We start from the raw sequence: 23,648 nt of genomic DNA, 5'->3' as shown, positions 1-23,648 counted from the left end.
ACGCCTCCGCGCACGCGGCGGGCCCGGTGTATGCGGCGCGGTGGATGCCGGAACAAGTCCGGCATGACGATGGGGCGGGACGTTCAGGCCCCCCTCACCCGCGCGAGCAGTTGCTCGACATGGGCGATCGGCGTGTGCTGGCCGATGCCGTGGCCCAGATTGAAGACGTGCGGACGGTCCGGAAAGGCGGCCAGAACGCGATCGATCCCGTCGTCCAAGGCTGCGCCGCCGGCGAACAGCGCCAGCGGATCGAGATTGCCCTGTACCGGCATGCCATCCGGCAACACCGCATCGGCCCAGGCGGGATCGACCGTCTCGTCCAGTCCGATCGCGTCCACCCCCGTCTCGCGGGCATAGGCCGGCAGCTTGCCGCCGATCCCCTTGGGAAAGCCGATGATGCAGGCGCCGGGGCAGCGGTCGCGCAGACCGGCGACGATCGCGGCATTGGGCGCGATCACCCAGCGTTCGAACTGCGCCGGGCTCAGGCTGCCCGCCCAGCTGTCGAACAGCTGCACCGCCTCCACCCCGGCCTCGATCTGCCGGGCGAGGTAGTCGATCGTGGTCGCGACGATCTTATCGATGATCGCGCCGAACGCGACCGGATCGCGATAGGCGAAGGCACGCGTCTCGCTCTGGTCCTTCGAACCCTGGCCCGCCACCATATAGGTCGCGACCGTCCACGGCGAGCCGGCGAAGCCCAGGAAGGTGGTCGTCGGCGGCAATGCGGCCGCGACGCGTGCGACGGTGGCATAGACCGGGTCGAGCCGCGCCGGCGCGCGCACCAAGGCATCGAGAGCATGGTCGACCAGTGGCGGCATCAGCCGCGGTCCCTCCCCCGGGCCGAACGTCAGATCCTGGCCGAGCGCCCAGGGCACCATGAGGATGTCGGAAAAGAGGATCGCGCCGTCGAAGCCGAACCGGCGGATCGGCTGCACCGTCACCTCGGCCGCTGCGACGGGATCGGTGGCGAGCGCGAGGAAGCCGCCCTTCTCCGCCCGCAGCGCACGATATTCGGGCAGATACCGGCCCGCCTGACGCATCAGCCAGATCGGCGGCACGGGCTGTCGAAAGCCCTTCAGCGCCGCCAGCAGCGGCTTGTTCACAACGTCGGTCAGGGCCTTCTTCCTATATAAGAAGATTCAAAGAAAGGATGATGAAGTGGTTGGCACGTGGGTAACGGGATAAGCCGTTTCGTCCCGTAATCACCCACAGCTTGACCGGCAAGGATCGCGGATTCCCGTGCGATTCGGATCGGCCGACCCCGCTTTCCACAGGCTGTGGATAATTCCATGCCTTGTGGATGCGGGTGTGGATGGAATGCGCGTTGTCCACGGGGCGAGCGGCGCTTGGCGGGGTCGGCGAGTTGCCCTATCCGTTCTCCCCATGTTGTCCACAGATCGGTGCCGGTCCGGCGATCGGCATCGCCATCCTATCGCCCGTCATTCCCGCGCAAGCGGGGATTCAGACACGCTGACGGTCGGGAAAGAAGCGCGACGGCCGCGCGTCTGGATCCCCGCCTGCGCGGGGATGACGAAGGTGGCGGAGCGCTGCCCACCTTTCGAGGCACTGCACCGATGATGCGCCTCCACCTCCACCTGCTGTCGGACTCCACCGGCGAGACGCTGGAGAACATCGCCAAGGCCGCGCTCGCCCAATATGACGACGTCGAGACCGTGCGGCATTTCTGGCCGATGGTGCGGACCGAGGCGCACCTCGAGCGCATCCTGCAGGAGATCGCCCAGAATCCCGGGCTGGTCATCTACACGTTGGTCAACCCGATGACGCGCCGCAACCTGGAGCAGCGTTGCCTGGCGCTCGGCCTGCCGGCGGTGGCGCCGCTCGATCCGGTCAATGATGCCTTGTCCGGGCTGCTCGGCCAGCAGGCCAAGGCACGCCCCGGTCGCCAGCACGCGCTCGACGCCGCCTATTTCGCGCGCGTCGATGCGATCCAATGGACGATCGCGCACGACGACGGCATCGCGCACGAGGATTGGGAAGAGGCGGACATCGTCCTCGCCGGCGTATCGCGCTCGTCGAAGACGCCGACGTCGATCTATCTCGCCAACCGCGGCTGGAAGACCGCCAATATCCCGATCGTCGTCGAAAGCCCGCCGCCGCCGCTGCTGTTCGCGCTGCAGCGGCCGCTGGTGGTCGGGCTGACGACCAGCGCCGACCGGCTGATCCAGATCCGCCGCAACCGGCTGCTGTCGCTCAACCAGCAGCCCGACACACCATATGTCGAGGAACAGGCGGTGACGCGCGAGATCGCCTATGCGCGCCGGCTGTTCGCCAACAACGGCTGGCCGGTGATCGACGTGACCCGTCGTTCGATCGAGGAAACGGCGGCGGCGATCATCGCACTGGCGAACGAGCGACGATCGGCAAAACCGGCCTGAACGTCTTTCGGCACGGCCGGCAGCCGCACGGAGCGCTGGCGGACAGGGTCCGCCCCCCGCAGCGCGGAGCGCCTCAAAAATCGATCGCGATGCCCTTGAGCTCCCAATCGCCGTAGCGCGTCGGGTCCTGCCCCAGCGGATCGCTCTCCGGCCGCTTCGACGCTTCCGGCTTGGGGAGCGGCGGGCTTTTCGACAGATAGGCGGGCGGCTTCACATGCGCGGGGCGTTGGCCCATCGGGCGTCTCCGGTCTAAGGGCAGAGCCTTACATCGGTATTTCGATCAGGAACGCAAGTTTGGCGCGACCCGCATCTCCCAAGGCTTCGACCCACGGCAAGACCGCCGAACCGCTCGGCACCGCGACCCGACGCGCCGCGCTGCGGCTGCTCGATGCGGTGCTCCGCCGTGGCGAGCCGCTGGAATCGGCCTTGGTCAGCGCGACGCGGCACGTCTACGGACCCGATCGCGGCCTCGCCCATGCCATTGCGGCGGAGGTGCTGCGGCGGCTGCCCGATCTCGATGCGCTGATCGACAGCGTCACCGAACGCCCGCTGCCCGACGACGCCAAGGCGCGGATGGCGCTGCGTATCGCGCTGGTCCAGGCGCTGGTGCTCGGCACGCCGCAGCATGCCGCGATCGCCACGGCGCTGCCGCTGGTCGACGGCGGCCCGCGCAAATTGGTCCATGGCGTGTTCGGGGCGATCATGCGTTCGGGCGTGTTGCTGCCCGAGCGGCCGGCGTTGCCCTCCCCGGTCGAGGCGCGCTGGCAGCAGGCTTGGGGCGACGCGATGGTCGAGGGCGCGGAGGCGGCGATCGCCGCGCCGCCTCCGCTCGACCTGACGCTCGCCGATCCGGCGGAGACGGCGCATTGGGCGGAGACGCTCGGCGGCGTCAGCCTGATGCCCGGCCATGTCCGGCTGGTCGATCCCGCACCGGTCGCCGATCTCCCCGGCTATGCCGAGGGGCGCTGGTGGGTGCAGGATATCGCCGCGTCGCTGCCCGCCCGGCTGCTCGCCGCGCGCGGGGGGGCACGGGCCGTCGATCTCTGCGCCGCTCCCGGCGGCAAGACGTTGCAGCTCGCCGCCGCCGGGATGCAGGTCGCGGCGGTCGACGTCTCGCCGGCACGGATCAAGCGGCTGCGCGAGAACCTCTTCCGCACCCGGCTGAAGGCGGAGGTGATCGCCGGCGATGTGCTGCTCTGGGCGCCGGAGGCGCCGGTCGACGCCGTGCTGATCGATGCGCCGTGCAGCGCGACCGGCATCTTCCGCCGCCATCCCGACGTGCTGTATCGCGCCCATGACCGGGTGATCGCGGAGATGGCGCAATTGCAGGCACGCATCTTCGCGCGTGCGGCGGATTGGGTGAAGCCGGGCGGCCATCTCGTCTATGCGACGTGCAGCCTGGAACGCGCGGAGGGCGAGGACCAGCTTGCCGCCTTCCTCGCCAAGCGGCCGGATTATGCGATTGACCCGCCCGAGGCGTCTTCGCTGCCCGACGGCGTGCCGGTGGCGGAAGGCGGCTATGTCCGCACCCTGCCGGGGATGCTGGCCAACCGGGGTGGCTGCGACGGATTCTTCGTCGTGCGCTTGCGGCGGGCGGGGTGAACCATTCCCCTTCCGCAGTCGGGGGGAGTAACGGTTGTAATCGTCACCCCGACGATTAGAGAACACCCATGCAGCCGGTTCGCATCGCCCCATCGATCCTTTCCGCCGACTTCGCCAAATTGGGGGAGGAGGTCCGTGCGATCGATGCGGCGGGGGCCGACTGGATCCATATCGACGTCATGGACGGGCATTTCGTCCCCAACATCACGATCGGTCCGGCGGTGGTGAAGGCGCTGCGCCCGCACACCGACAAGCCGTTCGACGTCCATCTGATGATCTCGCCGGTCGACACCTATCTCGACGCCTTCGCCGAAGCGGGCGCCGACACGCTGACCGTCCATCCGGAGGCGGGGCCGCACGTCCACCGCAGCGTCCAGCACATCAAGTCGCTGGGCAAGCGCGCCGGCGTCGTGTTGAACCCGGCAACCCCGGCCAAGATGCTCGACTATCTGATCGACATGGTCGACCTCGTGCTGGTGATGAGCGTCAATCCCGGCTTCGGCGGGCAGAGCTTCATCGACAGCCAGCTCAAGAAGATCGCCGCGATCCGCAAGATGATCGACGCCACCGGCCGCGCCATCGATCTGGAGGTCGACGGCGGCGTCGACGCCGGCCATGCGCGCCGGTGTGTCGAGGCGGGGGCCGACGCGCTGGTCGCGGGCACCGCGGTGTTCCGTGGCGGCCCCGACGCTTATGCCGCCAATATCGCGGCCCTGCGGGGATGATCGACGACCTGCCGCCCAATCTCGCCCCGGATGGTATCGAGGAAGGCCGGCGGCTGATGCGCGTCGGCGGCGACCGCGGGCTGAGCCTGGCGGAGCGGCTGAGCGAACGGTTCCACCGCCTGACCTGGCGGACGCCGATCCACAGCATGCGGCTGAAGGGGCGCTATCCGCTCAAGCTGATCGCGGTGCCCGACGACCCGCTGATCGGTGACGTCCGGCGCGGCCAGGCGCTGCTGCGCGGCGAGATCGCCTTTCGCGGCGAGGCGCATCCGATCGAGGGGCTCGATTTTCGTAGCCGCGACTGGACACGGCCGTTCGCCGACCACGTCCATGGCTTCGGCTGGCTGCGCGACCTGTCGACGGTGGCGACACGGGCACAGGGCGCCCCGATCGCCGAATATCTGATGGCGCGCTGGCTGGCCGATTATGCCGACAAGGTCGATGCGCTCGCCTGGCGGCCGGACCTGTGGGGGCGGCGCATTCTGGCGTGGACCGCGCATGCGCCGCTGATCCTGTCGTCGACCGATCTGGTCTACCGGTCGAGCGTGCTCAACACGCTGGCCCGCGGCAGCCGGCATCTCGATCGCGGTGCGGACAAGGCCGCACCCGGCGCGCCGCGCATCGCCGCCTGGTGCGGGGTGGTCACGGCGGGGCTGCTGATCCCCGGCGGCGAGCCGCGCAAGGACTTCGGCGAGGCGGGACTGGCGCGCGCGTTGCAGACCGGTCTGACCGACGATGGCGGCTCGGTTTCGCGCAGCCCGGCGATGCTGCTCGACACGATCCAGCTGATCACCATGCTGCGCGAAGTCTATGCGGCGCGGCGCGAGGAGCTGTTCGCGCCGGCGCAGGAGGCGCTGGGGCGGATGGTCGCGGCGCTGCTCGGCGTCATGCACCCCGATCGCGCCTGTTCGAGCTGGCAGGGCAGCGGCCCCGGTACGGCCGATCAGATCGCCGCGGTGATCGAGGCGAGCGGCGTGCGTACCCGTCCGCTACGCCAGGCGCGCGACTGGGGCTATCAGCGGCTGGCGGCGGGGACGGCGGTGCTGATCGTCGATGCCGCGCCGCCGCCGGTGGCCAAGCTGGTCGAGGGCGGCTGTGCCTCCACCCTCGCCTTCGAATTCTCCGACGGGCCGGCGCGGATCGTCGTCAATTGCGGTGGCGGGCGCGCCGCGCTGGCCGCCTTGCCGCAGAGCCTCGCCGAAGGACTGCGCACCACCGCGGCACATTCGACGCTGACCGTCGGCGATTCCAACTCCACCGCGATCCATCCCGACGGCACGCTGGGCCGCGGCGTCGTCGAGGTCGAGCTGAGCCGGCAGGAATCCGACGCCGCGAGCCGGATCGAGGCGAGCCACGACGGCTATGTCCGCCGCTGGGGCTTCGTCCACCGGCGCCAGCTGATGCTGACCGGCGACGGGCGCGAGCTGCGCGGCGAGGATGCACTGCTGCCGCAGGGTCGCAAGCGGCGCAGCGGCAGCACCGGCTTCGCGATCCGCTTTCACCTCGGCGTCGGGGTCGAGGCGTCGGCGACCGCCGACGGGCTGGCCGCGATCCTGCGCCTGCCGGGCGGCGCGCTGTGGCAGTTCCGCTGCCGCGGCGGCGCGCTGGCGATCGAAGAGTCCTTGTGGATCGACGGCGAGGGTCGCCCGGTCGCGACGCAGCAACTGGTCGTGACCGGCGAGGCGCCGGCCGGCGGTGCCAATGTCAGCTGGGCGCTGAAGCGCGCGATCTGATGCAAGCAGCATGACGTCATCCCCGCGCAGGCGGGGATCCAGATACATTGACGCTGCGGATCGAGTCGTGAGGCTAGCCAGTCTGGATTCCCGCCTGCGCGGGGAATGACGGGCGTCGAGTGTGACCACTCCACAACTCGGACCTGTTCCCGCACGCCATCCGCCGCTAGGGAACGCGCGCGCGATTACCCCTTCCCAAAGGACCCCCATGTCGACGATTCCCATCCGCCGTGCCCTGTTGTCCGTCTCCGACAAGACCGGCGTCGTCGATCTTGCGCGCGATCTCGCCGCGAAGGGCGTCGAACTCGTCTCGACCGGCGGCACCGCCAAGGCCTTGCGCGAGGCGGGGCTGACCGTTCGCGACGTCAGCGACCTCACCGGCTTTCCGGAGATGATGGACGGCCGCGTCAAGACGCTCCACCCGATGGTGCACGGTGGCCTGCTCGCGGTGCGCGACGATGCCGACCATGCTGCGGCGATGCAGGAGCACGGCATCGGCGCGATCGACCTCGTCGTCGTCAACCTCTATCCGTTCGAGGCGACCGTCGCGCGCGGCGCCGATCGCGATACGGTGATCGAGAATATCGACATCGGCGGTCCGTCGATGGTCCGCTCCGCCGCCAAGAACCACGCCTATGTCGCTATCGTCACCGATCCCGCCGATTACGCGAGCCTCGCGAGCGGCGAGACGACACTCGATCAGCGCCGTGGCTTCGCCGCCAAGGCCTTCGCCGCCACCGCCGCCTATGACGGCGCGATCGCCCGCTGGTTCGGCACGGTCGACCAGGACGAGGTCTTCCCGCCGGTGCTGCCGCTGACGCTGACGCGTGCCGCCTCCCTGCGTTACGGCGAGAACCCACACCAGTCCGCCGCCTTCTACACCGCCAATGACGGCGTGCGCGGCATCGGCCAGGCGCGGCAGGTGCAGGGCAAGGAGCTTTCTTACAACAACCTCAACGACGCCGACGCCGCGCTCGAACTGGTCGCCGAATTCCGCGACGCCGCGCCGACCTGCGTCATCGTCAAGCACGCCAATCCCTGTGGCGTCGCCACCGCCGACACCCTGGAAGCCGCCTATGCGGAGGCCTTCGCCTGCGACACCGTGTCGGCGTTCGGCGGCATCATCGCGGTCAACCGCCCGCTCGACGGCGCGACCGCGCGGTCGATCGCCGGCATCTTTACCGAAGTCGTCGTCGCCCCCGATGCCGACGAGGAGGCGCTCGCCGCCTTCGCCGCCAAGAAGAACCTTCGCCTGCTGCTCACCGGCGAGTTGCCTGACCCGCATCGCGCCGGGCTGTTCGCCAAGGCGATCGCCGGCGGCTGGCTGGTGCAGGATCGCGACGCGGGTGTGCCGGGCGATCTCAAGGTCGTGACCAAGCGCCAGCCGACCGCGCAGGAACTCGCCGATTGCCGCTTCGCCTGGACGGTGGCCAAGCACGTCAAGTCGAACGCGATCGTCTATGCCAAGGACGGCGCGACCGCCGGCGTCGGCGCGGGCCAGATGAACCGGCTGGAATCGGCGCGGATCGCGGCGTGGAAGGCGAAGGATGCCGCCGACAAGGCCGGCTGGACGAGCCCTCGCACGATCGGTTCGGCGGTGGCGTCGGACGCCTTCTTCCCCTTTGCCGACGGGCTGCTCGCCGCAGTCGAGGCGGGGGCGACGGCGGTGATCCAGCCCGGCGGATCGATCCGCGACGAGGAGGTGATCGCCGCGGCGGACGCCGCCGGTCTGGCAATGGTCTTCACCGGCATGCGCCACTTCCGCCACTGATCGGGAGCGCCCCGCCGGCGGCGGGGGCTCAGGCCTCAGCCGCCGTCACTGGGGGGAGCTCCGGATCGGGCAGCGGCGGGACGCGGGCAAGCCAGGCGGCGCCGGCGAGCGCGATTCCCGCCAGCGCGGCGCAGAAGACGGTGACGCTCGGCCAGCCGCCCCGGCTCCACGCGACGCCGCCGGCGGAGCCGAGCACGCTCGAACCGAGATAATAGAAGAACAGGTACAGCGCCGCCGCCTGGCCGCGATTGCTGCGCGCGCGGCGGCCGACCCAGGCGCTGGCGATCGAATGCGCGCCGAAGAAGCCGATCGTGACCAGGGCGATGCCGCCGATCACCAGTGCGAGCGGCCGCGCCGCACCGATACCGAGGCCGGCGATCAGCACCACCACGGGCAGCCAGAAGATGCGGCGGCGGCCGATCCGTCCGGCCAGCCCGCCGAACCAGGCCGAACTTGCCGATCCGAGGATGTAGAGCAGGAACACCGCGCCGACCGCCGCCTGGCTGAGCCCGTAAGGCGGTGCCAGCAGGCGGAAGCCGGCATAATTGTAGACCGTGACGAAGATGCCCATCAGCACGAAGGCCTCGCCATAGAGCACTGGCAGCGCGCGATCGCGGAGCAAGGCGGCGAGCCCGCCGGCGGTGCGCGCGCCGGGAACGAAGCCGCGCGACGCGGGGGCGAGGCGGCGGAACGCCTCCGCCATGACCAGCCCGGCGACGCCGACGGCGGCGAGCGCCCAATGCCAGCCGGCGCGATCGGCGACCAGGCTGGCGACGAGCCGGCCGCCCATGCCGCCGATCGCGCTGCCGGCGATATACAGGCCCATCGCCGCGCCGACCGAATCGGCGTGCACTTCCTCCGACACATAGGCCATCGCCACCGCGGGCACGCCGGCAAGCGCGACGCCGGTGAGCAGCCGCAGGGTCAGCAGCCCGCCCCAGCCCGGCACGATCGCCGCGGCGAGGGTCAGCGCGCCGGCGGCGAACATCGCCGCCACCATCATCGGCCGTCGCCCGATCCGGTCGCTGAGCATGCCCGCGCCCAATATGCCGATCGCCAGCGGCCCGGTCGCCAGCGACACCGCCAGCGACGCCCCCTCCGCACTCAGTCGGAAATCGCGCGCGAACAGCGGCAGCAGCGGCTGCACCGCATAGAGCAACGAGAAGGTCGAAAAGCCGGCGAACAGCATCGCCAGCGTCAGCCGGCGATAGGCCGCGCTGCCCTGGCGGTGGAGGTCAGAAGCCGGAAAGAAAGCCGGCGACATTGTCGCCGAGCGCGTCGACGGCATAACCGCCCTCCATGATGATCGCCGTCGGCCAGCCGAACGCGGCGATGTCCGCGGCGATCCGGCGATAATCCGGCGTGGCGACGCGGAAGGCGGAGATCGGATCGCCTTCCCAGGTATCGGCACCGAAGCTGACGATCAGCAGGCCGGGGTCGAAGGCCGCGATCCTCGCCAGCGCCTCGCCCTGCGCACGCCGGAAGTCGTCGCCGTCGGTGCCGCGCGGTAACGGCCGGTTGAACGTCGTCCCCTGCCCCGCCCCCTCGCCCGTCTCGTCGGCATGGCCCCAGTAGAAGGGGAAATCGGTCGCCGGATCGGCGTGCAGCGAGGCGTAGAAGACGTCGCCGCGATCCCAGAAGATGTCCTGCGTGCCGTTGCCGTGATGATAGTCGATATCGAGGATCGCGACGCGCGCCACGCCTGCGTCGCGCGCCGCCTGCGCGGCGACCGCGGCATGGTTGAGGTAGCAATAGCCGCCGCAATAATCCGCGCCGGCATGGTGGCCGGGCGGGCGGCAGAGCGCGAAGGCGGCGCCCTCCCCCGCCAGCACCATCCGCGTCGCCGCGATCGCCGCCTGGCTGCTCCAATAGGATGCGGTCCATGCCTCCGCAGTGATCGGCGTGACCGTATCCATCGCATGCGCGCCGAGCAGCGCGTCGACCCGCGTCAGCTTCAGTGGCCGGCGACGCGCCACCGGAAAGGCATAGGGGATCGCCTCCCCCGGCCGCCCCGCCTCGCGCCAAAGCTGCGGCACCTGCTGCAGCATCGCGCAATAACCAGGCGGATGGACGGCATGGATCGGCGCCATGCCCGCGTCCGTCGGCCGTTCCGTCGGACCGACCGCGGCGAGGATATGGGCGATGCGCCCGGCGACCTCCGCATGCGGGGCCAGCGCGCCATTGTGGAATTCGTGAACCGGCGCATGGGCCGCCTGATCCGGATGGTAGAAGATTCTCATGCCATGCGCCTGCCTGCCCGTGCCAATACCGCCATCCCCGTGATCCCCGACAGCAGCGACCCGGCCAGCACGCCGATCTTGACCCGGTCGAGCAGCGCCGGATCGGCGAAGGCGAGGCCGCCGATGAACAGGCTCATGGTGAAGCCGATCCCGGCGACCAGCGCCATGCCATAGAGCTGACGCCATGACACGCCATGCGGCCGGCGTGCGATGCCGAGCCGATCGGCGGCCCACAGGCTGGCGAAGATTCCGGCCTGCTTGCCGAGGAACAGGCCGAGCGCGATGCCGAGCACCAGCGGTTCGGCGAGCGTCGCGAAACCGACCCCCGCCAGCGACACGCCGGCATTGGCGAAGCCGAACAGCGGCACGATCAGGAACGCGACCCAGGGCGCGAGGCCGTGTTCCAGCCGGTGCAGCGGCGAGTCATGGTGCTCGGGTGCGCCCGGCGAGGGCTTCAGCGGGATCAGCGCGGCGGTGGCGACGCCGGCGATCGTCGCATGGATGCCGGAGACGAGGATCGCCAGCCACAGGGCGGCAAAGCCCAGCAGATAAAGCCACAGTCGCATGACGCCCCGCCGGTTGAGCACGTACAGCCCGGCGAGCAGCAGCGCCGCGATCGCCAGCGCGCCGACGCGGATCTGTTCGGTATAGGCGACCGCGATGATCGCCACCGCGCCCATGTCGTCGACGATTGCGATCGTCGCCAGCAGCAGCTTGAGCTGCGGCGGCACGCGCTTGCCGAGCAGGGCGAGCACGCCGATCGCGAAGGCGATGTCGGTCGCGGCGGGGATCGCCCATCCCGGCTGCAAGGCGCGTGCGCTGCCGGCCATCGCGAGGAAGACCAGGGCCGGTACCACCATGCCCGCGCTCGCGGCGACGAACGGCAGGCGGCGATCGTCGGGGCTGGCGAGGCGGCCGTCGACCAGCTCGCGCTTGATCTCCAGCCCGACGAGCAGGAAGAACAGGGCCATCAGGCCGTCGTTGATCCACAGATGCACCGTCATCGGCCCGAGTTCCGGCGACAGCACGGGACCGGTCTCGAGGTGCAACAGCGCATCATAGGCACCGGCGGTGGCGGCGGTGTTGGCGGCGACCAGTGCGACCAGCGCCGCCGCGATCAGCACGATGCCGCCCGCCGCCTCGCTGGACAGGAAGGTGCGCAGCGCCGATCGCGCGCGTCGGGGCAGCAGGCTCATGCCCGCTGGCCTAACCCCTCCCGCTCGCCGCGCAAGCGCAACCCGCCAGCCTGCGCCAGCGACAGCGCCCAGAGCAGCAATCCGCCGAGCGCGAGGCTGCTGCCGACCCAGCCGGTCGCGGTCCAGCCATAGCCGGCGGCGATGGCCAGCCCGCCGAGCCACGGGCCAAGCGCATTGGCGACGTTGAACGCGCTGTGGTTGAGCGCGGCGGCGAGGCCCTGCGCATCGCCGGCGACGTCCATCAGCCGCGTCTGCAACACGGTGGCGAGCGCCCCGCCGAAGCCGATCGCGAGCACGTCGACGATAACGAAGGTCAGATGGTGCGCGGCGACCGGGAACAGCGCCAGCCACGCCGCCGACCAGACCAGCAACACGCCCGCGGTCGGCATCAGCGCGCGATCGGCGAAGCGCGGCACGACCAGATTGCCGAGCGTCATGCCGACCCCGAAGGCGGCAAGGACCATCGGCACGGTGCTGCGCGGCACGCCGGTCACCGCGACCAACGTCGCGGCGAGATAGGTGTAGACCGCGAACAGGCCACCGAAGCCGATCGCTCCGGTGGCGAGCGTCAGCCAGACCTGCGGCCGGCGCAGCGCACCGAGTTCGCGCAAGGGGCTGGCGTTGGCGGCGGCGCGGTCGCGCGGCGCCAGCGTGCCGACCAGGGCGGCGGTGAACAGGGCGAGGCCGGCGACGATCGCGAACACCCAGCGCCAGCTCGCGATCTGGCCGAGCCAGGTCGCCAGCGGCACGCCGACGATGGTGGCGACGGTCAGCCCCAGCATGATCCGCCCGACCGCCTGCGTCCGTCGCGCCGGCGGCACCAGCGAGGCGGCGACCAGTGAGGCGATGCCGAAATAGGCGCCGTGCGGCAGGCCGGCGAGAAAGCGGAAGGCCAGCATCCAGCCATAGGTCGGCGCCAGTGCCGACAGGCCGTTGCCGATCGCGAACAGCGTCATCAGCGCGACCAGCAGCCACCGCCGCGGCAGCCTGGCGGACAGAACGGCGATGGTCGGCGCCCCGACCACGACGCCGAGCGCATAGGCACTGATCACATGACCGGCGGTCGGCGCATCGACGCCCAGCCCGCGGGCGAGGTCGGGTTCGAGGCTCATTGCCGCGAATTCGGTGGTGCCGATCGCGAACCCCCCGACCGCCAGCGCGAGGTGGATGATGCCGGGATGCGCGGCGGCGTTCTGGCGGAATGTCATGACCGCTGTCCTAGCTGCCGATGTTGCATCGCAGCAAGCAACACCGGCTATCGGGAAGCGAAGCTTATCTCGGCGCGTCGATCCGCCACTAGATCGACAGGCCCTGCAGCAGCTTGGGCAGATCGCCCGACTCGCCGCGCGCTTCCGCCATGAAGCGGTTCTTGAGCGGCGGCAGCCGATCGACCGCGCTGATGCCGAAGCGGCGGACGGCGCTCGCCGCCTTGCCGGGGATGCCGAACAGGCGCGTCAGCGTGTCGGTGGCGGCGGCGACCATGAAGGTGTCGAGCCCGCGCCAGCGCTGGTAGCGGTCGAGCAGGGCGGCGTCGCCGAGGTCGAGCCCGAGCCTCTTGCCCTCGACCAGCACCTCCGCCAGCGTCGCGACGTCGCGGAAGCCGAGGTTGAGCCCCTGTCCCGCGATCGGATGGATGCCGTGGCCGGCGTCGCCGACCAGCACCAACCGCGGCGCGGTGATCCGCGCGGCATGGTGGAAGCCGAGCGGGTAGCTGGCGCGCGAACTGGCATTGGACAGGGCGCCGAGGAAACCGCCCATCCGTTTCTCCGCCTCGGCCAGGAAGGCGCGGTCGGACAGCTTGACCAGCCCGGCGCCGTCCTTGGCATGCACCGACCAGACGATCGCGGACCGGTGGCCAATGTCGTCGTCGGGCAGCGGCAGCAGCGCGAACGGGCCGGCGGGGTAGAAGATCTCATAGGCGACGCTGTCATGGTCGCGCTCGTGGTGGAAGGCGCCGACGATCGCGGCATGGTCGTAGTGCCAGCGTGCGACGGTGATCCCCGCCGCCGCACGCGTCGGCGACTGTCGTCCCTCGGCCGCGACCAGCAGCGGCGCGGTCACCGTGCTGCCGTCGGACAGGGTCGCGGTGACGCCCGCCGGCTCGCGCCGCACGTCGACGGCGCGCGTCTGCATGCGCAAGTCGACGCCCGCCGCCGCGCTCGCCGCCTCGAACAGGACGCGGCGGAGCAGCTTGTTCTCGTACATCGTGCCGAGCGCGCCGTCGTCGGCATCGGGGACGAAGTCGAGCTTGCCCGGCGCCAGCCCGTCGCTGACGCGGATCTGGCGGATCGCACAGCCCTGCCCCGCCAGCGTCGCGCCGATGCCGATCGCGTCGAGCATCCGCCCGCTCGCGCTGGCGACGGCGGAGGCGCGGCCATCGAAACCGGGGGCGAGCGTCACCGCCGGATCGGCCGGGTCGACGACGATGCTGGTCAGCCCGTGCGCGTCGAGCGCGAGGGCCAGTGTCGCGCCGACCAAACCGCCGCCCAGGATGATGACGTCTGCTTGCTTGTCCATGCCGCCTCTCTACGCGTCCGCATCACGGGTGCCAACGCGCTTGGCGCTACGCGGGTGCCGCGGCGACGGTGCGGCCCGGTCCGTCGCCTACGCCTTGACGCCGTACCCGTTTTGGTCCGATGGTTTTCCACAGGACATTCTCGGACATCGAAGGGATTTGGGGCGATGGCGAGCCGTGCGCAGCCAGGCTTGTGGCGTGAGACGGTGAAGGCTGGGGCGGTACGGGGCGGTGCCCTGGTCGCCGCGCTGGCCGTCTTCCTGGCCACCGCGCTGATGGTGCTGGCGCTGGCCAGCTACCATGCCGGCGACGCCGCGCTCAACACCGCCTCGGGCAGCCCGATCCGCAATCTTGCCGGGCCGCCGGGGGCATGGTTCGCCGACCTCGCGCTGACGTTGTTCGGCCCGGCGATCGCGCTGCTGCTGCCGATCGGGCCGATCGTCGCGATGCGGCTGTGGCGCGACCAGCCGGCCGGTCGCTGGCTGCGCATGCTGCGCGGCGCCGTGATCGGTGTCGCGCTGATGGCGGCGGCGCTCGCCTTCGTCTCCGATGCGGCGGTGCTGGCGCTGCCCGCCGGCTGGGGCGGCGTCGTCGGCCTCGGCATCCAGCATCTCGCCGAATGGGGACTGAGCTTCATCGGCGCGCCCAATGTCGAGCGTTGGGCGGCGCGCGCGATCGGCCTCGCCGCTGGTGTCGCGGGCATCATCGTCTGGGCAAAGAGCCTGGAGATCGAACTCGGCGAGCGGCGTTTCCGCCTGCGGCGCAGCCGATCGACGGACGACGGCGCCGACGACCTGCCGTTCGACGCCTATGACGACGATGCGGAGGACGAGGAGGAACCGCTCGACCTCAAGCGCAAGGCGATCGAGCCGCGCGCGCTCGCCACCCCCGATCCGCGCCCCGCCCCGGTGATCGCCGACCGCACCGTCGCGCCGTCGCAGGCGCGGCCCAAGCCGCAACAGACGCAGCTGGCGCTCGATCATAGCTACACGCTGCCGGGTCTCGACCTGCTCACCCCCTCCCCGCCCGCGCCCAAGGCGGCGATCGACAAGGCGTCGCTCGAGCGAAACGCGCGGCTGCTCGAGAATGTGCTCGACGATTTCAAGGTACAGGGCGCGATCACCGAAGTGCGCCCCGGCCCGGTCGTCACGATGTACGAGCTGGAGCCGGCGCCGGGCATCAAGGCGAGCCGCGTCATTGCGCTGGCCGACGACATCGCGCGCAACATGTCGGCGGTGTCGGCGCGCGTCGCGGTGATTCCGGGGCGCAACGTGATCGGCATCGAGCTGCCCAACCAGAAGCGCGAGATGGTCTCGCTCCATGAGCTGGTCGGCAGCCAGACGTTCGAGGATCAGGCGGCGCAGCTGCCGATCATCCTCGGCAAGAACATCGCCGGCGATCCGGTGATCGCCGATCTCGCGCCGATGCCGCACCTGCTGGTCGCCGGTACCACCGGTTCGGGCAAGTCGGTCGGCCTCAACTGCATGATCATGTCGCTGCTCTACCGGCTGACGCCGGAACAGTGCCGGATGATCATGATCGACCCGAAGATGCTGGAGCTCAGCGTCTACGACGACATCCCCCACCTCCTCTCCCCCGTCGTCACCGATCCCGCCAAGGCAGTGCGCGCGCTGAAATGGGCGGTGGAGACGATGGAGGATCGCTACCGCCAGATGTCGTCGGTCGGCGTGCGCAGCCTCGCCGGCTTCAACGACAAGGTGCGCGCGGCGAAGGCCAAGGGCCAGCGGCTCGGCCGGCGCGTGCAGACGGGCTACCATCCGGACACCGGCCAGCCGGTCTATGAGGAAGAGCAGCTCGACTATGAGCCGCTGCCGCAGATCGTCGTCATCGTCGACGAGCTCGCCGACCTGATGATGACCGCGGGCAAGGAGGTCGAGTTCCTGATCCAGCGCCTCGCGCAAAAGGCGCGCGCGGCGGGCATCCACCTGATCATGGCGACGCAGCGGCCGTCGGTCGACGTCATCACCGGCGTGATCAAGGCCAATCTGCCGACGCGGATCAGCTTCCACGTCACCAGCAAGATCGATTCGCGCACCATCCTTGGCGAGCAGGGCGCGGAGCAGCTGCTCGGCCGCGGCGACATGCTCTATATGCCGGGCGGCAAGGGCATCGTCCGCGTCCACGGCCCCTTCGTCAGCGACGACGAGGTACGCGGCGTCGCCGATCATTGGCGGGGGCAAGGCCAGCCCGATTACATCAGCTCGGTCACCGAGGAGCCGGAGGAGAGCTATACGCTGGAAGGCGCGCCGATCGGCGAGGATTCGGCTGAGGACCAGCAGTATCGCCAGGCGATCCAACTGGTCTGCGAATCGCAGAAGGCGTCGACCAGCTGGCTGCAGCGCCAGCTGCGCATCGGCTATAATTCCGCCGCGCGGCTGATCGAGCGGATGGAAAAGGACGGCATCGTCGGCCGCCCCGACCATGTCGGCCGCCGCGAAGTGCTCCGCGACGCGGAAGGCCACGCGATCTGAGGGTCGGGAAAGGGGGAGCCATCGCCCCCTTCGCCGGTTAAGCGGCTATTCAACGCTTTTCCGGCACCAGGACCCGCATGATCCGACACGCTTTCGCTCTCGCCGCCGCGCTGGCGGCGCCCGTCGCCGTCCACGCCCAGGCGACCGGCGACCTCGCCGCGGTGCAGCGCCATCTCCAGGCGGTCACCACCATGACCGCCGATTTCAGCCAGACCGACCGCAACGGCCGGGTGCTGACCGGTACCCTCACGCTGAAGCGGCCGGGCAAGCTGCGCTTCCAATATCAGAAGGGCGTGCCGCTGCTGATCGTCGCCGATGGCGGGGCGCTGACCTTCATCGACTATTCGGTACGCCAGGTGCAGCGCTACCCGATCCGCAACACGCCGCTCGGCATCCTGCTCGACCCGAGCCGCGACATCACCAAGATAGCCAAGCTGTCGGCGACGTCGAACGCGCAGGTCATCTCGGTCGAGGCGAGCGACCCCAAACATCCGGAGATCGGCCGGATCACCCTGATCTTCATGCGCGATCCCGCCGGCCCGGCCGGACTGATGCTGCAAGGCTGGGTGATGATCGACAGTCAGAACAACCGCACGACGATCCGGCTGAAGAATCAGAAGTTTGGTGCGCCGGTGAGCGACGGAACGTTCCGCTGGAACGACCCGCGGAAGACCGGCGGGCGAAGCTGAACGAAATATCCGGTTCCATTCATGCAAGCGACAGGTTTGCAGCCCTAAACAGACACCCGCGGATGTGGGGCGTTCGGGATTTTTCCCCCTGTTGCCCGGACGGTACCGACCACTTCCCGCCCTGCGTGACGAACGCTGTGTCGGCCCTCGCTCCATGCCCCCGGAGCGGGGGCCTTTCGCGTTCGTGGTGTGCGCCATCATGGCGCAAGCCGCGAACGCGCGGCCGGCGGGCCCTGCCCGTCCGACGTCACGGGCTTCGCTCGTGACGCGCCCGAAGCGGGACTTGGGCGCTGCGGCCGTAGTGACGATCGTTGAAACCCGCCGCCACCTTGCTCCCCCTTCCCCCGCCGCCTAGATGCGGCGACGTGAAGATCGCCTCCTGGAACATCAACTCGGTCCGCTTCCGCTCCGCCATCGTCGAGCAGTTCCTGACCGAAGCGGCCCCCGACGTCCTCTGCCTGCAGGAGACCAAGGTCGTCGACGCCGACTTCCCGCACGATCTGTTCGACCAGCTCGGCTACATCCATCGCGTGATCCACGGCCAGCGGATGCACCATGGCGTCGCGATCGTCAGCCGCGTGCCGATCGAGGCGGACGACCGGTTCGACTGGCAGGCCAATCAGGAGGCGCGGCACGTCGGTATCCGGCTGCCGGGCGGCGTCCGGCTCGAGAACGTCTACGTACCCGCCGGCGGCGACGAGCCGGACCGCGAGGTCAATCCGAAGTTCGGACAGAAGCTCGATTTCCTGGCGCGGATGACCGAATGGTCGCGCAGCCTTGCCTGCCCGACGATCCTGACCGGCGATTTCAACATCGCGCCGCTGCCCAGCGACGTCTGGAGCCACAAGGCGCTGCTCAAGACGGTCAGCCATACGCCGATCGAGGTGGCGGCGCTCGACGGCCTGCAGACATCGAACGACTGGGTCGACCTCGGCCGGCATTTCTATCCGGCGCCGGCGCGGCTGCACACCTGGTGGAGCTATCGCTCGCCCGACTGGACCAAGAACGATCGCGGCCGCCGGCTCGACCATATGTGGGCGACCGGCGACGTCGCGCGCCAAGCGATCGGCCATACCGTGTTCGAGGATTGCCGCAGCTGGCTGAAGCCGTCGGATCATGTGCCGATCATGACCGAGTTCGCCTTTTGAACGACCGGCACCCCCACGACGCGCAACGTCCAAGCGATCCGCGTGCCGCGGCGCGGGCGGTCGACGCGTTGCGGCGGGGCTGGCCGATCGCGATCGACGGGCTGACCCTGCTCGCGGTCGAGACGGCGGATGCCGACCGACTGGCGGCGTTCGATCCGGCGGGCGGGGCGGGGGTGCTGATTTCGTCCGGCCGGGCGGTGACGCTGAAGCTCGCCAATCAGCTCGCGGCCGCCGATCCCGATGCGCCGGTGCTGATCGAGCGCGCGCCGTGGCTCGATTTCGCCGCCGCGACGGCGCTGGCCGACCCGAGCCTCGACCTGGCGACCCCGCTCAAGGGGCCGTGGCGGACGGTGACATTGGACCGGCCGGTCGCGGCTGCGGCGGCGCTGCGGCTGGCGCGGATCGCCGGGTTGCTGCCGGCCTTTTTCGTCGGCGGCGGCGATCCGGAGGTGACGATCAGCCCTGCGGATATCGATGCGCATGAGGATGCCCGCCGCCTGACACTGGCGACGCGGGCACGGCTGCCGGTCGAGGGGGCGGAGGATGCGGAGATCGCCGCCTTCCGCTCGCCGGAAAGCGCCGACGAGCATGTCGCGCTGCTGATCGGCCAGCCCGATGGTCGGCCGCCGCTGGTGCGGCTGCACAGCGAATGCCTGACCGGCGACGTGCTCGGCAGCCTGAAGTGCGATTGCGGGCCGCAACTCCACGCCGCGATCCGCGCCATCCAGGCGAGCGGCTGGGGCATCCTGCTCTATCTGCGCCAGGAGGGGCGGGGGATCGGGCTGGTCAACAAGCTGCGCGCCTATGCGCTGCAGGACCAGGGCTTCGACACGGTCGATGCCAATACCCGGCTGGGCTTTGCGGTCGATGCGCGCGACTTCGGCGTGGCGGCGCGGATGCTGCAGCTGCTGGGGCAGCGTTCGGTGCGACTGCTGACCAACAATCCGGCCAAGGTGGCGGGACTGGAGGCGGCGGGGATGACGGTGGTCGAGCGCGTGCCGCACAAGCTGCCGCCCAATCCCCATAACGAGCGTTATCTGGCGACGAAGCGCGACCGCACCGGGCACCAGCTCTGATCCCGCTTCCGCTGACGGGAGGGTCAGGGGAAGGGGGCCGCTAGCACGCCGTCACGGATCAGTCGGCGAAGGCGTCCGGATCGATCAGCCCGGTCAGCCGCCGGGCGGCGCGGCGCGCGAACGACAGGGTGCAGCGTTTGCGGACATGCGCGGGCAGGGGATGGGTATGCGCCTCGCGCACGATCGCAGCATCGTAGCGGTCGGCGACGATCACACCGGTGCGTTCCGGCAGGAAGGCGACGCCGTCGAGCGGCGCAAGGTCGAAACCGGCCGGCACCGCCCAATAATAGCGGTCGCAATGCGCCAGATAGTCGGGCCATTTGCCGTCGCCGAGCAGATCGGCCCGCGACACCTTGATCTCGACGATGACCAACTGGCCACGCGCGTCGAGCGCCATCAGGTCGGCGCGGCGGCCACCGTCGAGCGGCACTTCGGGGATAGCGGCGAGGTCGTGGCGCAGCAGCATCCGCGTCACGCCGCGCGCCACGTCAGCGGCGCAGATCGCGGGATCGCCGCCGTCCAAACACGAAGCCGGGGCCATGTCGAGCATGACCCCGGCTTAGAACATTTCACGAACGGGGCAAGCCCCGGATCGCGAAATCAGCGATAGAAGACGTGGTTGCCGATCGACGCGATGCGGATGACGTTGCCGCCCGGGCGACGGTTCGGCGTGTTGAAGTACAGCGCCTGCGGGGCCGGGCTGTCCCAGGCGGCGTCGAGCGCGATCTTGGCGACGGCCAGGGCGGTGCGATAGGTGGCGCGGCTCTCGTCGATCGACGGGATGGCGCCGCCGCGAACGAAGGAGAACTGGCCGCGTTGCTTGACGACGCCGCAGACGTCGGAGGGGAAGCGGCCCGACTTCGACCGGTTGATGATGACGTTGGCGACGGCGAGCTGGCCGGCGAGCGGTTCGCCCTTGGCCTCGAAATAGACGGCGCCGGCGAGGCAGCGCTGCGCGTCGGAGACCTCGCCCGCGTCCTGCGCGGCGACGGCCTGGGCCAGCGTGTCGAATTCGTCCTGATCGTCCTGGTCGTCCTGCTGCGGGAGCGGCTGCACGACGGCGGTCTGCGCGCTGGGAGCGGGAACGATGACGGGGGAGAGGGTGTTGGAGTCAGACGGAGTCGCCGTCTGGGTGGCCGTCACGACCTTGCGATCGAGGTCGGAGGCGCGGCCGGGCGAACTGGTGCTGATCAGCCCGGCGAGAGAGAAAGTCATCGCCGCGATGGTGGCGGCGCGCTGAAGAACGGTCATTCAACTAGTCAATATGCGGTGAGATCACGGACCCGACGCGTCCTTCCCGAAGGAACTGGCATCGTCCGGGCTTCCCCCCGACTGCGTCACCGATCCGTATCGCACACGGACGCGGCACAACGCGCTTGCAACGTGCGCGGGGCGTTGCTTCACACGACTGTCACCGTCAATCGTTCAGGATCGTTTCAGCGGCGAACCGTTCGGCTTGCGCGATATCCAGTTCGATCACCCACAGATCGGGGTCGCGTTCGCGCCGTCGCCGCCAATAGTCGTCGATAGGTCCGGATGGAGTCGAATCTATCAGTGTCACTGACCCATTCAGATCGCGCGAGCGCTCCAGCAGCCGCGATGCGCCGTCCCGGTCGACCAGCGCGATCAACAGCCCGCCGTCCTGCGCCTCGCCCCGCGCCCGCACCACCGCGAGGCCCCCCGCATCGTTGACCCGGCGCAGCAGCGCTCCGACGACGAGGTGGGTCGGCAGCCGCGCGGTCATGCCGCGCGATAGCCGGGCAGGCCCGACAAGGGGATCTGCGAGCGCATGAAGGTGCCGGTGCCGCGCGCCGCCTCCTCGCCCTCGGCATCGACCAGTCGCGCATCGCCGACATAGACGCGGCGCTTGCCGCTGATCCAGCGGCCCTCCGCGACCACCGGTCCGCTGCGCAGCGGCCGGGTGAGCAGCAGGTTGAACGCCGTGGTCAGCAGGAAGCGGTCGCTGACCAGGCTGTTGCACGCATAGAAGGCGGCATCGTCGAGCATCTTGAAATAGCTCGTCCCATGCACCGCGCCGGCGGCGTGGAAGTGGCGTTCGTCGAGGACGAAGTGGATGCGGGCGATACCGGGGGCGGGGATCTCCAGCCGCGAATCGAACAATCGATTGATCGGCGCGGCGGCATAGAGCGATTCGAGCGCGCGGAAATGCGCCGTTTCCGCCTCGCCGGCGACCAGCGCATCAGGCGGCGTCATGCGCGAGTTCGGCGGTGAACAGCGCGTAAAGCGCATCGGGCGAACCGGCGCCGCGCAATTTGGCGAGAAAGGCGCGGTCGCGCAGCCGCCGCGACACCCGCGCCAGCGCCTTCAGATGCTCCGCGCCGGCATCGACCGGCGACAGCAGCAGGAAGACGAGGTCGACCGGCAGGTCGTCGACCGCGTCGAATTCGATCGGATGGGCCAGGCGCATGAACACGCCGGTGACCGCATCGAGCCCGTCGAGGCGCGCATGGGGAATGGCGACGCCGCCGCCGAAGCCGGTCGAGCCCAGCTTCTCGCGCGCTGCCAGCCGCTCGGCGACCAGGCGCGCGTCGATCCCCTGCGCCTCCGCGGCGGCGGCGAGCTGGGCGAACAGCGTCTTCTTGTTGGCGACGGCCACGTCCTTGAAGACGGCGTCCGGCCGCAGCAGGTCACTGAAATCGGTCATGCGAAACTCGAAGGGCCCCCCGCCGGGCCCTTAGCGGCTCCGGCGGGGGCGGGAAAGGTCAGCTGCCGGCCTGTACCCGCTGCGGTTCGACCCAGCCGATCGTGCCGTCGCCGCGGCGATAGACCATGTTGTAGGCACCGGTACCGGCATTACGGAACAGCAAGGCGGCGGTGTTGCGCAGGTCGAGCATCATCACCGCGTCCGACACGCTCGCGTCGGGGATGTCGACGCGCGTCTCGGCGACGATCAGCGGCGCCTCGCCCGCCTCGTCCTCGGCATGTTCCTGGAACAGCGTATAGCCGGCATTGTTGTCATAACCGCTGTCCTCCTGCAGCTGGACGACCTCGCCGGCGTTGCGATCCTTCAGCCGGCGCGAATAGCGGCGCAGCTGTTTGTCGATCTTCTCGGCGGCGCCGTCGAAGGCGAGATGGGCATCCTGCGCCTCGTGCCGGCCCTTCAGCACCAGGCCGCGCGTCACGTGCATGACGATGTCGCATTTGAAGCCGACGTCGTGCGGCCCCTTGCCGAACGTCACCTCGGACGAGATGGCGCGACTGAAATATTTGGTGGCGATACCCTGAAGTCGGTCGCTCACATGATCCTTGAGCGCGTCGCCGGTCGCGACCTGGTGACCAGAAATCCGGATATCCATCGTCTTCTCCATGGTTGGGGCGGGCCTGTTGACCTTACCCGGGTGATCGTCAGTTGGGCGATCCGACCTCCCAAAGCGGATTGTCCAGGGTAGCAACAAAGGCTGCGTGGGCGGCAAGTTCCGCGTCATGCGCACGGAAGGTGCGCGGCGGCCGCACGATGCTGGGCCGGCGCGTCGCCAGCGGGCTGGCGGTGGCGACGGCGATGTCGCTGACCAGGCCGAGGCCGATCTGCCGCCCGCCCATCAGCTCGACATACACCTGGGCGAGCAATTGCGCGTCGAGCAAGGCGCCGTGCAGCACGCGATGCGACCGGTCGATGCCGTAGCGCGAGCAGAGCGCGTCCAGCGTATGCTTGGCGCCGGGATGCTTCTGCCGCGCGATCGCCAGCGTATCGACCATCCGGTGCATCGCGACCAGCTCGCGGCCGCAGCGGCCGAGCTCGCCGTTGATGAAGGAAAAGTCGAAACCGGCATTGTGCGCGATCAGCGGCGAATCGCCGATGAAGTCGATCAGCTCGTGCACCACCGCCGCGAACAGCGGCTTGTCGGCGAGAAAGGCGTCGGAGATGCCGTGCACCGCCTGCGCCTCCGCCGGCATCGACCGTTCGGGATGGTAATAAGCGTGGAAGGTCAGGCCGGTTTCGACCCGGTTGATCAACTCGACGCAGCCGATCTCGACGAGTCGGTCGCCGCCGGCGAAGCTGAGGCCGGTGGTTTCGGTGTCGAACACGATTTCACGCATGCGAGA

General features: G+C 69.8%; 23 protein-coding genes. 9 read left to right on the top strand and 14 right to left on the bottom strand.

Annotated features, from left to right (window positions below; genetic code table 11):
* Nucleotides 1–83: 83 nt before the first annotated feature.
* The gene (gene hemE / locus ACU5AX_RS10555) at nucleotides 84–1,103 is read right to left on the bottom strand and encodes a uroporphyrinogen decarboxylase (RefSeq protein WP_446690846.1); all 1,020 of its coding nucleotides are present in this window, start codon (nucleotides 1,101–1,103) and stop codon (nucleotides 84–86) included.
* Between the two features lie 471 nt (nucleotides 1,104–1,574).
* Between hemE and ACU5AX_RS10550 the strand changes: the two genes are divergently transcribed.
* Nucleotides 1,575–2,396, top strand: a complete 822-nt coding sequence (locus ACU5AX_RS10550; protein WP_198353849.1) for a pyruvate, water dikinase regulatory protein — start codon at nucleotides 1,575–1,577, stop codon at nucleotides 2,394–2,396.
* Between the two features lie 73 nt (nucleotides 2,397–2,469).
* Here the strand turns inward: ACU5AX_RS10550 and ACU5AX_RS10545 are convergent, their stop codons facing one another.
* A complete protein-coding gene (locus ACU5AX_RS10545) occupies nucleotides 2,470–2,631 on the bottom strand; it encodes a DUF1674 domain-containing protein (protein WP_198353848.1) in 162 nt (53 codons plus the stop codon).
* A 59-nt stretch (nucleotides 2,632–2,690) separates the two neighbouring features.
* On the opposite strand from ACU5AX_RS10545, the gene ACU5AX_RS10540 reads away from it, so the two are divergent.
* From ACU5AX_RS10540 to purH, 4 genes are all read left to right on the top strand, one after another.
* A complete protein-coding gene (locus ACU5AX_RS10540) occupies nucleotides 2,691–3,998 on the top strand; it encodes an RsmB/NOP family class I SAM-dependent RNA methyltransferase (RefSeq protein WP_446690845.1) in 1,308 nt (435 codons plus the stop codon).
* A 68-nt stretch (nucleotides 3,999–4,066) separates the two neighbouring features.
* Complete coding sequence (gene rpe / locus ACU5AX_RS10535) at nucleotides 4,067–4,723, top strand: ribulose-phosphate 3-epimerase (protein WP_198353846.1); 657 nt, start codon at nucleotides 4,067–4,069, stop codon at nucleotides 4,721–4,723.
* Entirely contained in the window at nucleotides 4,720–6,456 is a 1,737-nt protein-coding gene (locus tag ACU5AX_RS10530; RefSeq protein ID WP_446690844.1) for a heparinase II/III family protein, read from the top strand. The genes rpe and ACU5AX_RS10530 overlap by 4 nt, the downstream gene beginning before the upstream one ends.
* 208 nt (nucleotides 6,457–6,664) lie before the next feature.
* On the top strand, nucleotides 6,665–8,227 hold the full coding sequence (gene purH, locus ACU5AX_RS10525) for a bifunctional phosphoribosylaminoimidazolecarboxamide formyltransferase/IMP cyclohydrolase (RefSeq protein WP_446690843.1): 1,563 nt from the start codon (nucleotides 6,665–6,667) through the stop codon (nucleotides 8,225–8,227).
* 28 nt (nucleotides 8,228–8,255) lie between these two features.
* Here the strand turns inward: purH and ACU5AX_RS10520 are convergent, their stop codons facing one another.
* The 5 genes from ACU5AX_RS10520 to ACU5AX_RS10500 form a co-directional block, all read right to left on the bottom strand.
* On the bottom strand, nucleotides 8,256–9,515 hold the full coding sequence (locus tag ACU5AX_RS10520) for an MFS transporter (RefSeq protein WP_446690842.1): 1,260 nt from the start codon (nucleotides 9,513–9,515) through the stop codon (nucleotides 8,256–8,258).
* Complete coding sequence (locus ACU5AX_RS10515) at nucleotides 9,463–10,467, bottom strand: histone deacetylase family protein (RefSeq protein WP_446690841.1); 1,005 nt, start codon at nucleotides 10,465–10,467, stop codon at nucleotides 9,463–9,465. Before ACU5AX_RS10515 ends, ACU5AX_RS10520 begins: the two co-directional genes overlap by 53 nt.
* Nucleotides 10,464–11,663 (bottom strand): Na+/H+ antiporter NhaA, encoded by a 1,200-nt coding sequence (gene nhaA / locus ACU5AX_RS10510; protein ID WP_446690840.1) that lies wholly within the window; start codon nucleotides 11,661–11,663, stop codon nucleotides 10,464–10,466. The genes ACU5AX_RS10515 and nhaA overlap by 4 nt, the downstream gene beginning before the upstream one ends.
* Nucleotides 11,660–12,871: an MFS transporter gene (locus tag ACU5AX_RS10505; RefSeq protein WP_446690839.1), complete on the bottom strand. Its 1,212-nt coding sequence runs from the start codon at nucleotides 12,869–12,871 to the stop codon at nucleotides 11,660–11,662. Before ACU5AX_RS10505 ends, nhaA begins: the two co-directional genes overlap by 4 nt.
* A gap of 88 nt (nucleotides 12,872–12,959) precedes the next feature.
* On the bottom strand, nucleotides 12,960–14,180 hold the full coding sequence (locus ACU5AX_RS10500) for a UbiH/UbiF/VisC/COQ6 family ubiquinone biosynthesis hydroxylase (protein ID WP_446690838.1): 1,221 nt from the start codon (nucleotides 14,178–14,180) through the stop codon (nucleotides 12,960–12,962).
* A gap of 165 nt (nucleotides 14,181–14,345) precedes the next feature.
* Here ACU5AX_RS10500 and ACU5AX_RS10495 point away from each other — a divergent pair, with 165 nt between their 5' ends.
* The 4 genes from ACU5AX_RS10495 (at nucleotide 14,346) to ribA (ending at nucleotide 19,583) form a co-directional block, all read left to right on the top strand.
* Nucleotides 14,346–16,670, top strand: a complete 2,325-nt coding sequence (locus ACU5AX_RS10495; protein ID WP_446690837.1) for a DNA translocase FtsK — start codon at nucleotides 14,346–14,348, stop codon at nucleotides 16,668–16,670.
* Nucleotides 16,671–16,747: 77 nt separating this feature from the next.
* Nucleotides 16,748–17,359, top strand: a complete 612-nt coding sequence (locus ACU5AX_RS10490) for a LolA family protein (RefSeq protein WP_446690836.1) — start codon at nucleotides 16,748–16,750, stop codon at nucleotides 17,357–17,359.
* A 365-nt stretch (nucleotides 17,360–17,724) separates the two neighbouring features.
* Nucleotides 17,725–18,507: an exodeoxyribonuclease III gene (locus ACU5AX_RS10485; protein WP_446690835.1), complete on the top strand. Its 783-nt coding sequence runs from the start codon at nucleotides 17,725–17,727 to the stop codon at nucleotides 18,505–18,507.
* Nucleotides 18,504–19,583 (top strand): GTP cyclohydrolase II, encoded by a 1,080-nt coding sequence (gene ribA, locus ACU5AX_RS10480; protein ID WP_198353834.1) that lies wholly within the window; start codon nucleotides 18,504–18,506, stop codon nucleotides 19,581–19,583. The genes ACU5AX_RS10485 and ribA overlap by 4 nt, the downstream gene beginning before the upstream one ends.
* 58 nt (nucleotides 19,584–19,641) lie before the next feature.
* Here the strand turns inward: ribA and ACU5AX_RS10475 are convergent, their stop codons facing one another.
* The 7 genes from ACU5AX_RS10475 to dnaQ form a co-directional block, all read right to left on the bottom strand.
* Nucleotides 19,642–20,133 carry an MmcB family DNA repair protein gene (locus ACU5AX_RS10475; protein WP_198353833.1) on the bottom strand — a complete coding sequence of 164 codons (492 nt, stop codon included), beginning with the start codon at nucleotides 20,131–20,133 and terminating at the stop codon, nucleotides 19,642–19,644.
* A 50-nt stretch (nucleotides 20,134–20,183) separates the two neighbouring features.
* Nucleotides 20,184–20,834, bottom strand: coding sequence for a cell wall hydrolase (locus tag ACU5AX_RS10470; RefSeq protein WP_446690834.1), 651 nt, complete (start codon nucleotides 20,832–20,834; stop codon nucleotides 20,184–20,186).
* Nucleotides 20,835–21,000: 166 nt separating this feature from the next.
* Nucleotides 21,001–21,327: a DUF1491 family protein gene (locus tag ACU5AX_RS10465; RefSeq protein WP_198353831.1), complete on the bottom strand. Its 327-nt coding sequence runs from the start codon at nucleotides 21,325–21,327 to the stop codon at nucleotides 21,001–21,003.
* On the bottom strand, nucleotides 21,324–21,797 hold the full coding sequence (locus ACU5AX_RS10460) for a PaaI family thioesterase (protein ID WP_446690833.1): 474 nt from the start codon (nucleotides 21,795–21,797) through the stop codon (nucleotides 21,324–21,326). The genes ACU5AX_RS10465 and ACU5AX_RS10460 overlap by 4 nt, the downstream gene beginning before the upstream one ends.
* Nucleotides 21,784–22,248, bottom strand: coding sequence for a PTS sugar transporter subunit IIA (locus ACU5AX_RS10455; RefSeq protein WP_446690832.1), 465 nt, complete (start codon nucleotides 22,246–22,248; stop codon nucleotides 21,784–21,786). The genes ACU5AX_RS10460 and ACU5AX_RS10455 overlap by 14 nt, the downstream gene beginning before the upstream one ends.
* Before the next feature lie 58 nt (nucleotides 22,249–22,306).
* Nucleotides 22,307–22,900, bottom strand: a complete 594-nt coding sequence (gene hpf, locus ACU5AX_RS10450; protein ID WP_198353828.1) for a ribosome hibernation-promoting factor, HPF/YfiA family — start codon at nucleotides 22,898–22,900, stop codon at nucleotides 22,307–22,309.
* 49 nt (nucleotides 22,901–22,949) lie between these two features.
* Nucleotides 22,950–23,642, bottom strand: a complete 693-nt coding sequence (gene dnaQ / locus ACU5AX_RS10445; RefSeq protein ID WP_446690831.1) for a DNA polymerase III subunit epsilon — start codon at nucleotides 23,640–23,642, stop codon at nucleotides 22,950–22,952.
* Nucleotides 23,643–23,648: the final 6 nt, after the last annotated feature.

It is taken from the genome of Sphingomonas benefaciens (genome assembly GCF_052907485.1).
The sequence above is the reverse complement of the archived record's forward strand: the minus strand, read 5'-3'. Positions and strand labels throughout refer to the sequence as shown.

What these genes read in the sequence shown, in the direction of transcription:
- ACU5AX_RS10550 (WP_198353849.1), top strand. Translation starts at nt 1,575, where the DNA reads ATGATGCGCCTCCACCTCCACCTGCTGTCGGACTCCACCGGCGAGACG.
- ACU5AX_RS10545 (WP_198353848.1), bottom strand. Translation starts at nt 2,631, where the DNA reads ATGGGCCAACGCCCCGCGCATGTGAAGCCGCCCGCCTATCTGTCGAAA.
- rpe (WP_198353846.1), top strand. Translation starts at nt 4,067, where the DNA reads ATGCAGCCGGTTCGCATCGCCCCATCGATCCTTTCCGCCGACTTCGCC.
- ACU5AX_RS10530 (WP_446690844.1), top strand. Translation starts at nt 4,720, where the DNA reads ATGATCGACGACCTGCCGCCCAATCTCGCCCCGGATGGTATCGAGGAA.
- purH (WP_446690843.1), top strand. Translation starts at nt 6,665, where the DNA reads ATGTCGACGATTCCCATCCGCCGTGCCCTGTTGTCCGTCTCCGACAAG.
- ACU5AX_RS10520 (WP_446690842.1), bottom strand. Translation starts at nt 9,515, where the DNA reads ATGCCGTCGACGCGCTCGGCGACAATGTCGCCGGCTTTCTTTCCGGCT.
- ACU5AX_RS10515 (WP_446690841.1), bottom strand. Translation starts at nt 10,467, where the DNA reads ATGAGAATCTTCTACCATCCGGATCAGGCGGCCCATGCGCCGGTTCAC.
- nhaA (WP_446690840.1), bottom strand. Translation starts at nt 11,663, where the DNA reads ATGAGCCTGCTGCCCCGACGCGCGCGATCGGCGCTGCGCACCTTCCTG.
- ACU5AX_RS10505 (WP_446690839.1), bottom strand. Translation starts at nt 12,871, where the DNA reads ATGACATTCCGCCAGAACGCCGCCGCGCATCCCGGCATCATCCACCTC.
- ACU5AX_RS10500 (WP_446690838.1), bottom strand. Translation starts at nt 14,180, where the DNA reads ATGGACAAGCAAGCAGACGTCATCATCCTGGGCGGCGGTTTGGTCGGC.
- ACU5AX_RS10495 (WP_446690837.1), top strand. Translation starts at nt 14,346, where the DNA reads ATGGCGAGCCGTGCGCAGCCAGGCTTGTGGCGTGAGACGGTGAAGGCT.
- ACU5AX_RS10490 (WP_446690836.1), top strand. Translation starts at nt 16,748, where the DNA reads ATGATCCGACACGCTTTCGCTCTCGCCGCCGCGCTGGCGGCGCCCGTC.
- ACU5AX_RS10475 (WP_198353833.1), bottom strand. Translation starts at nt 20,133, where the DNA reads ATGCTCGACATGGCCCCGGCTTCGTGTTTGGACGGCGGCGATCCCGCG.
- ACU5AX_RS10470 (WP_446690834.1), bottom strand. Translation starts at nt 20,834, where the DNA reads ATGACCGTTCTTCAGCGCGCCGCCACCATCGCGGCGATGACTTTCTCT.
- ACU5AX_RS10465 (WP_198353831.1), bottom strand. Translation starts at nt 21,327, where the DNA reads ATGACCGCGCGGCTGCCGACCCACCTCGTCGTCGGAGCGCTGCTGCGC.
- ACU5AX_RS10460 (WP_446690833.1), bottom strand. Translation starts at nt 21,797, where the DNA reads ATGACGCCGCCTGATGCGCTGGTCGCCGGCGAGGCGGAAACGGCGCAT.
- ACU5AX_RS10455 (WP_446690832.1), bottom strand. Translation starts at nt 22,248, where the DNA reads ATGACCGATTTCAGTGACCTGCTGCGGCCGGACGCCGTCTTCAAGGAC.
- hpf (WP_198353828.1), bottom strand. Translation starts at nt 22,900, where the DNA reads ATGGATATCCGGATTTCTGGTCACCAGGTCGCGACCGGCGACGCGCTC.
- dnaQ (WP_446690831.1), bottom strand. Translation starts at nt 23,642, where the DNA reads ATGCGTGAAATCGTGTTCGACACCGAAACCACCGGCCTCAGCTTCGCC.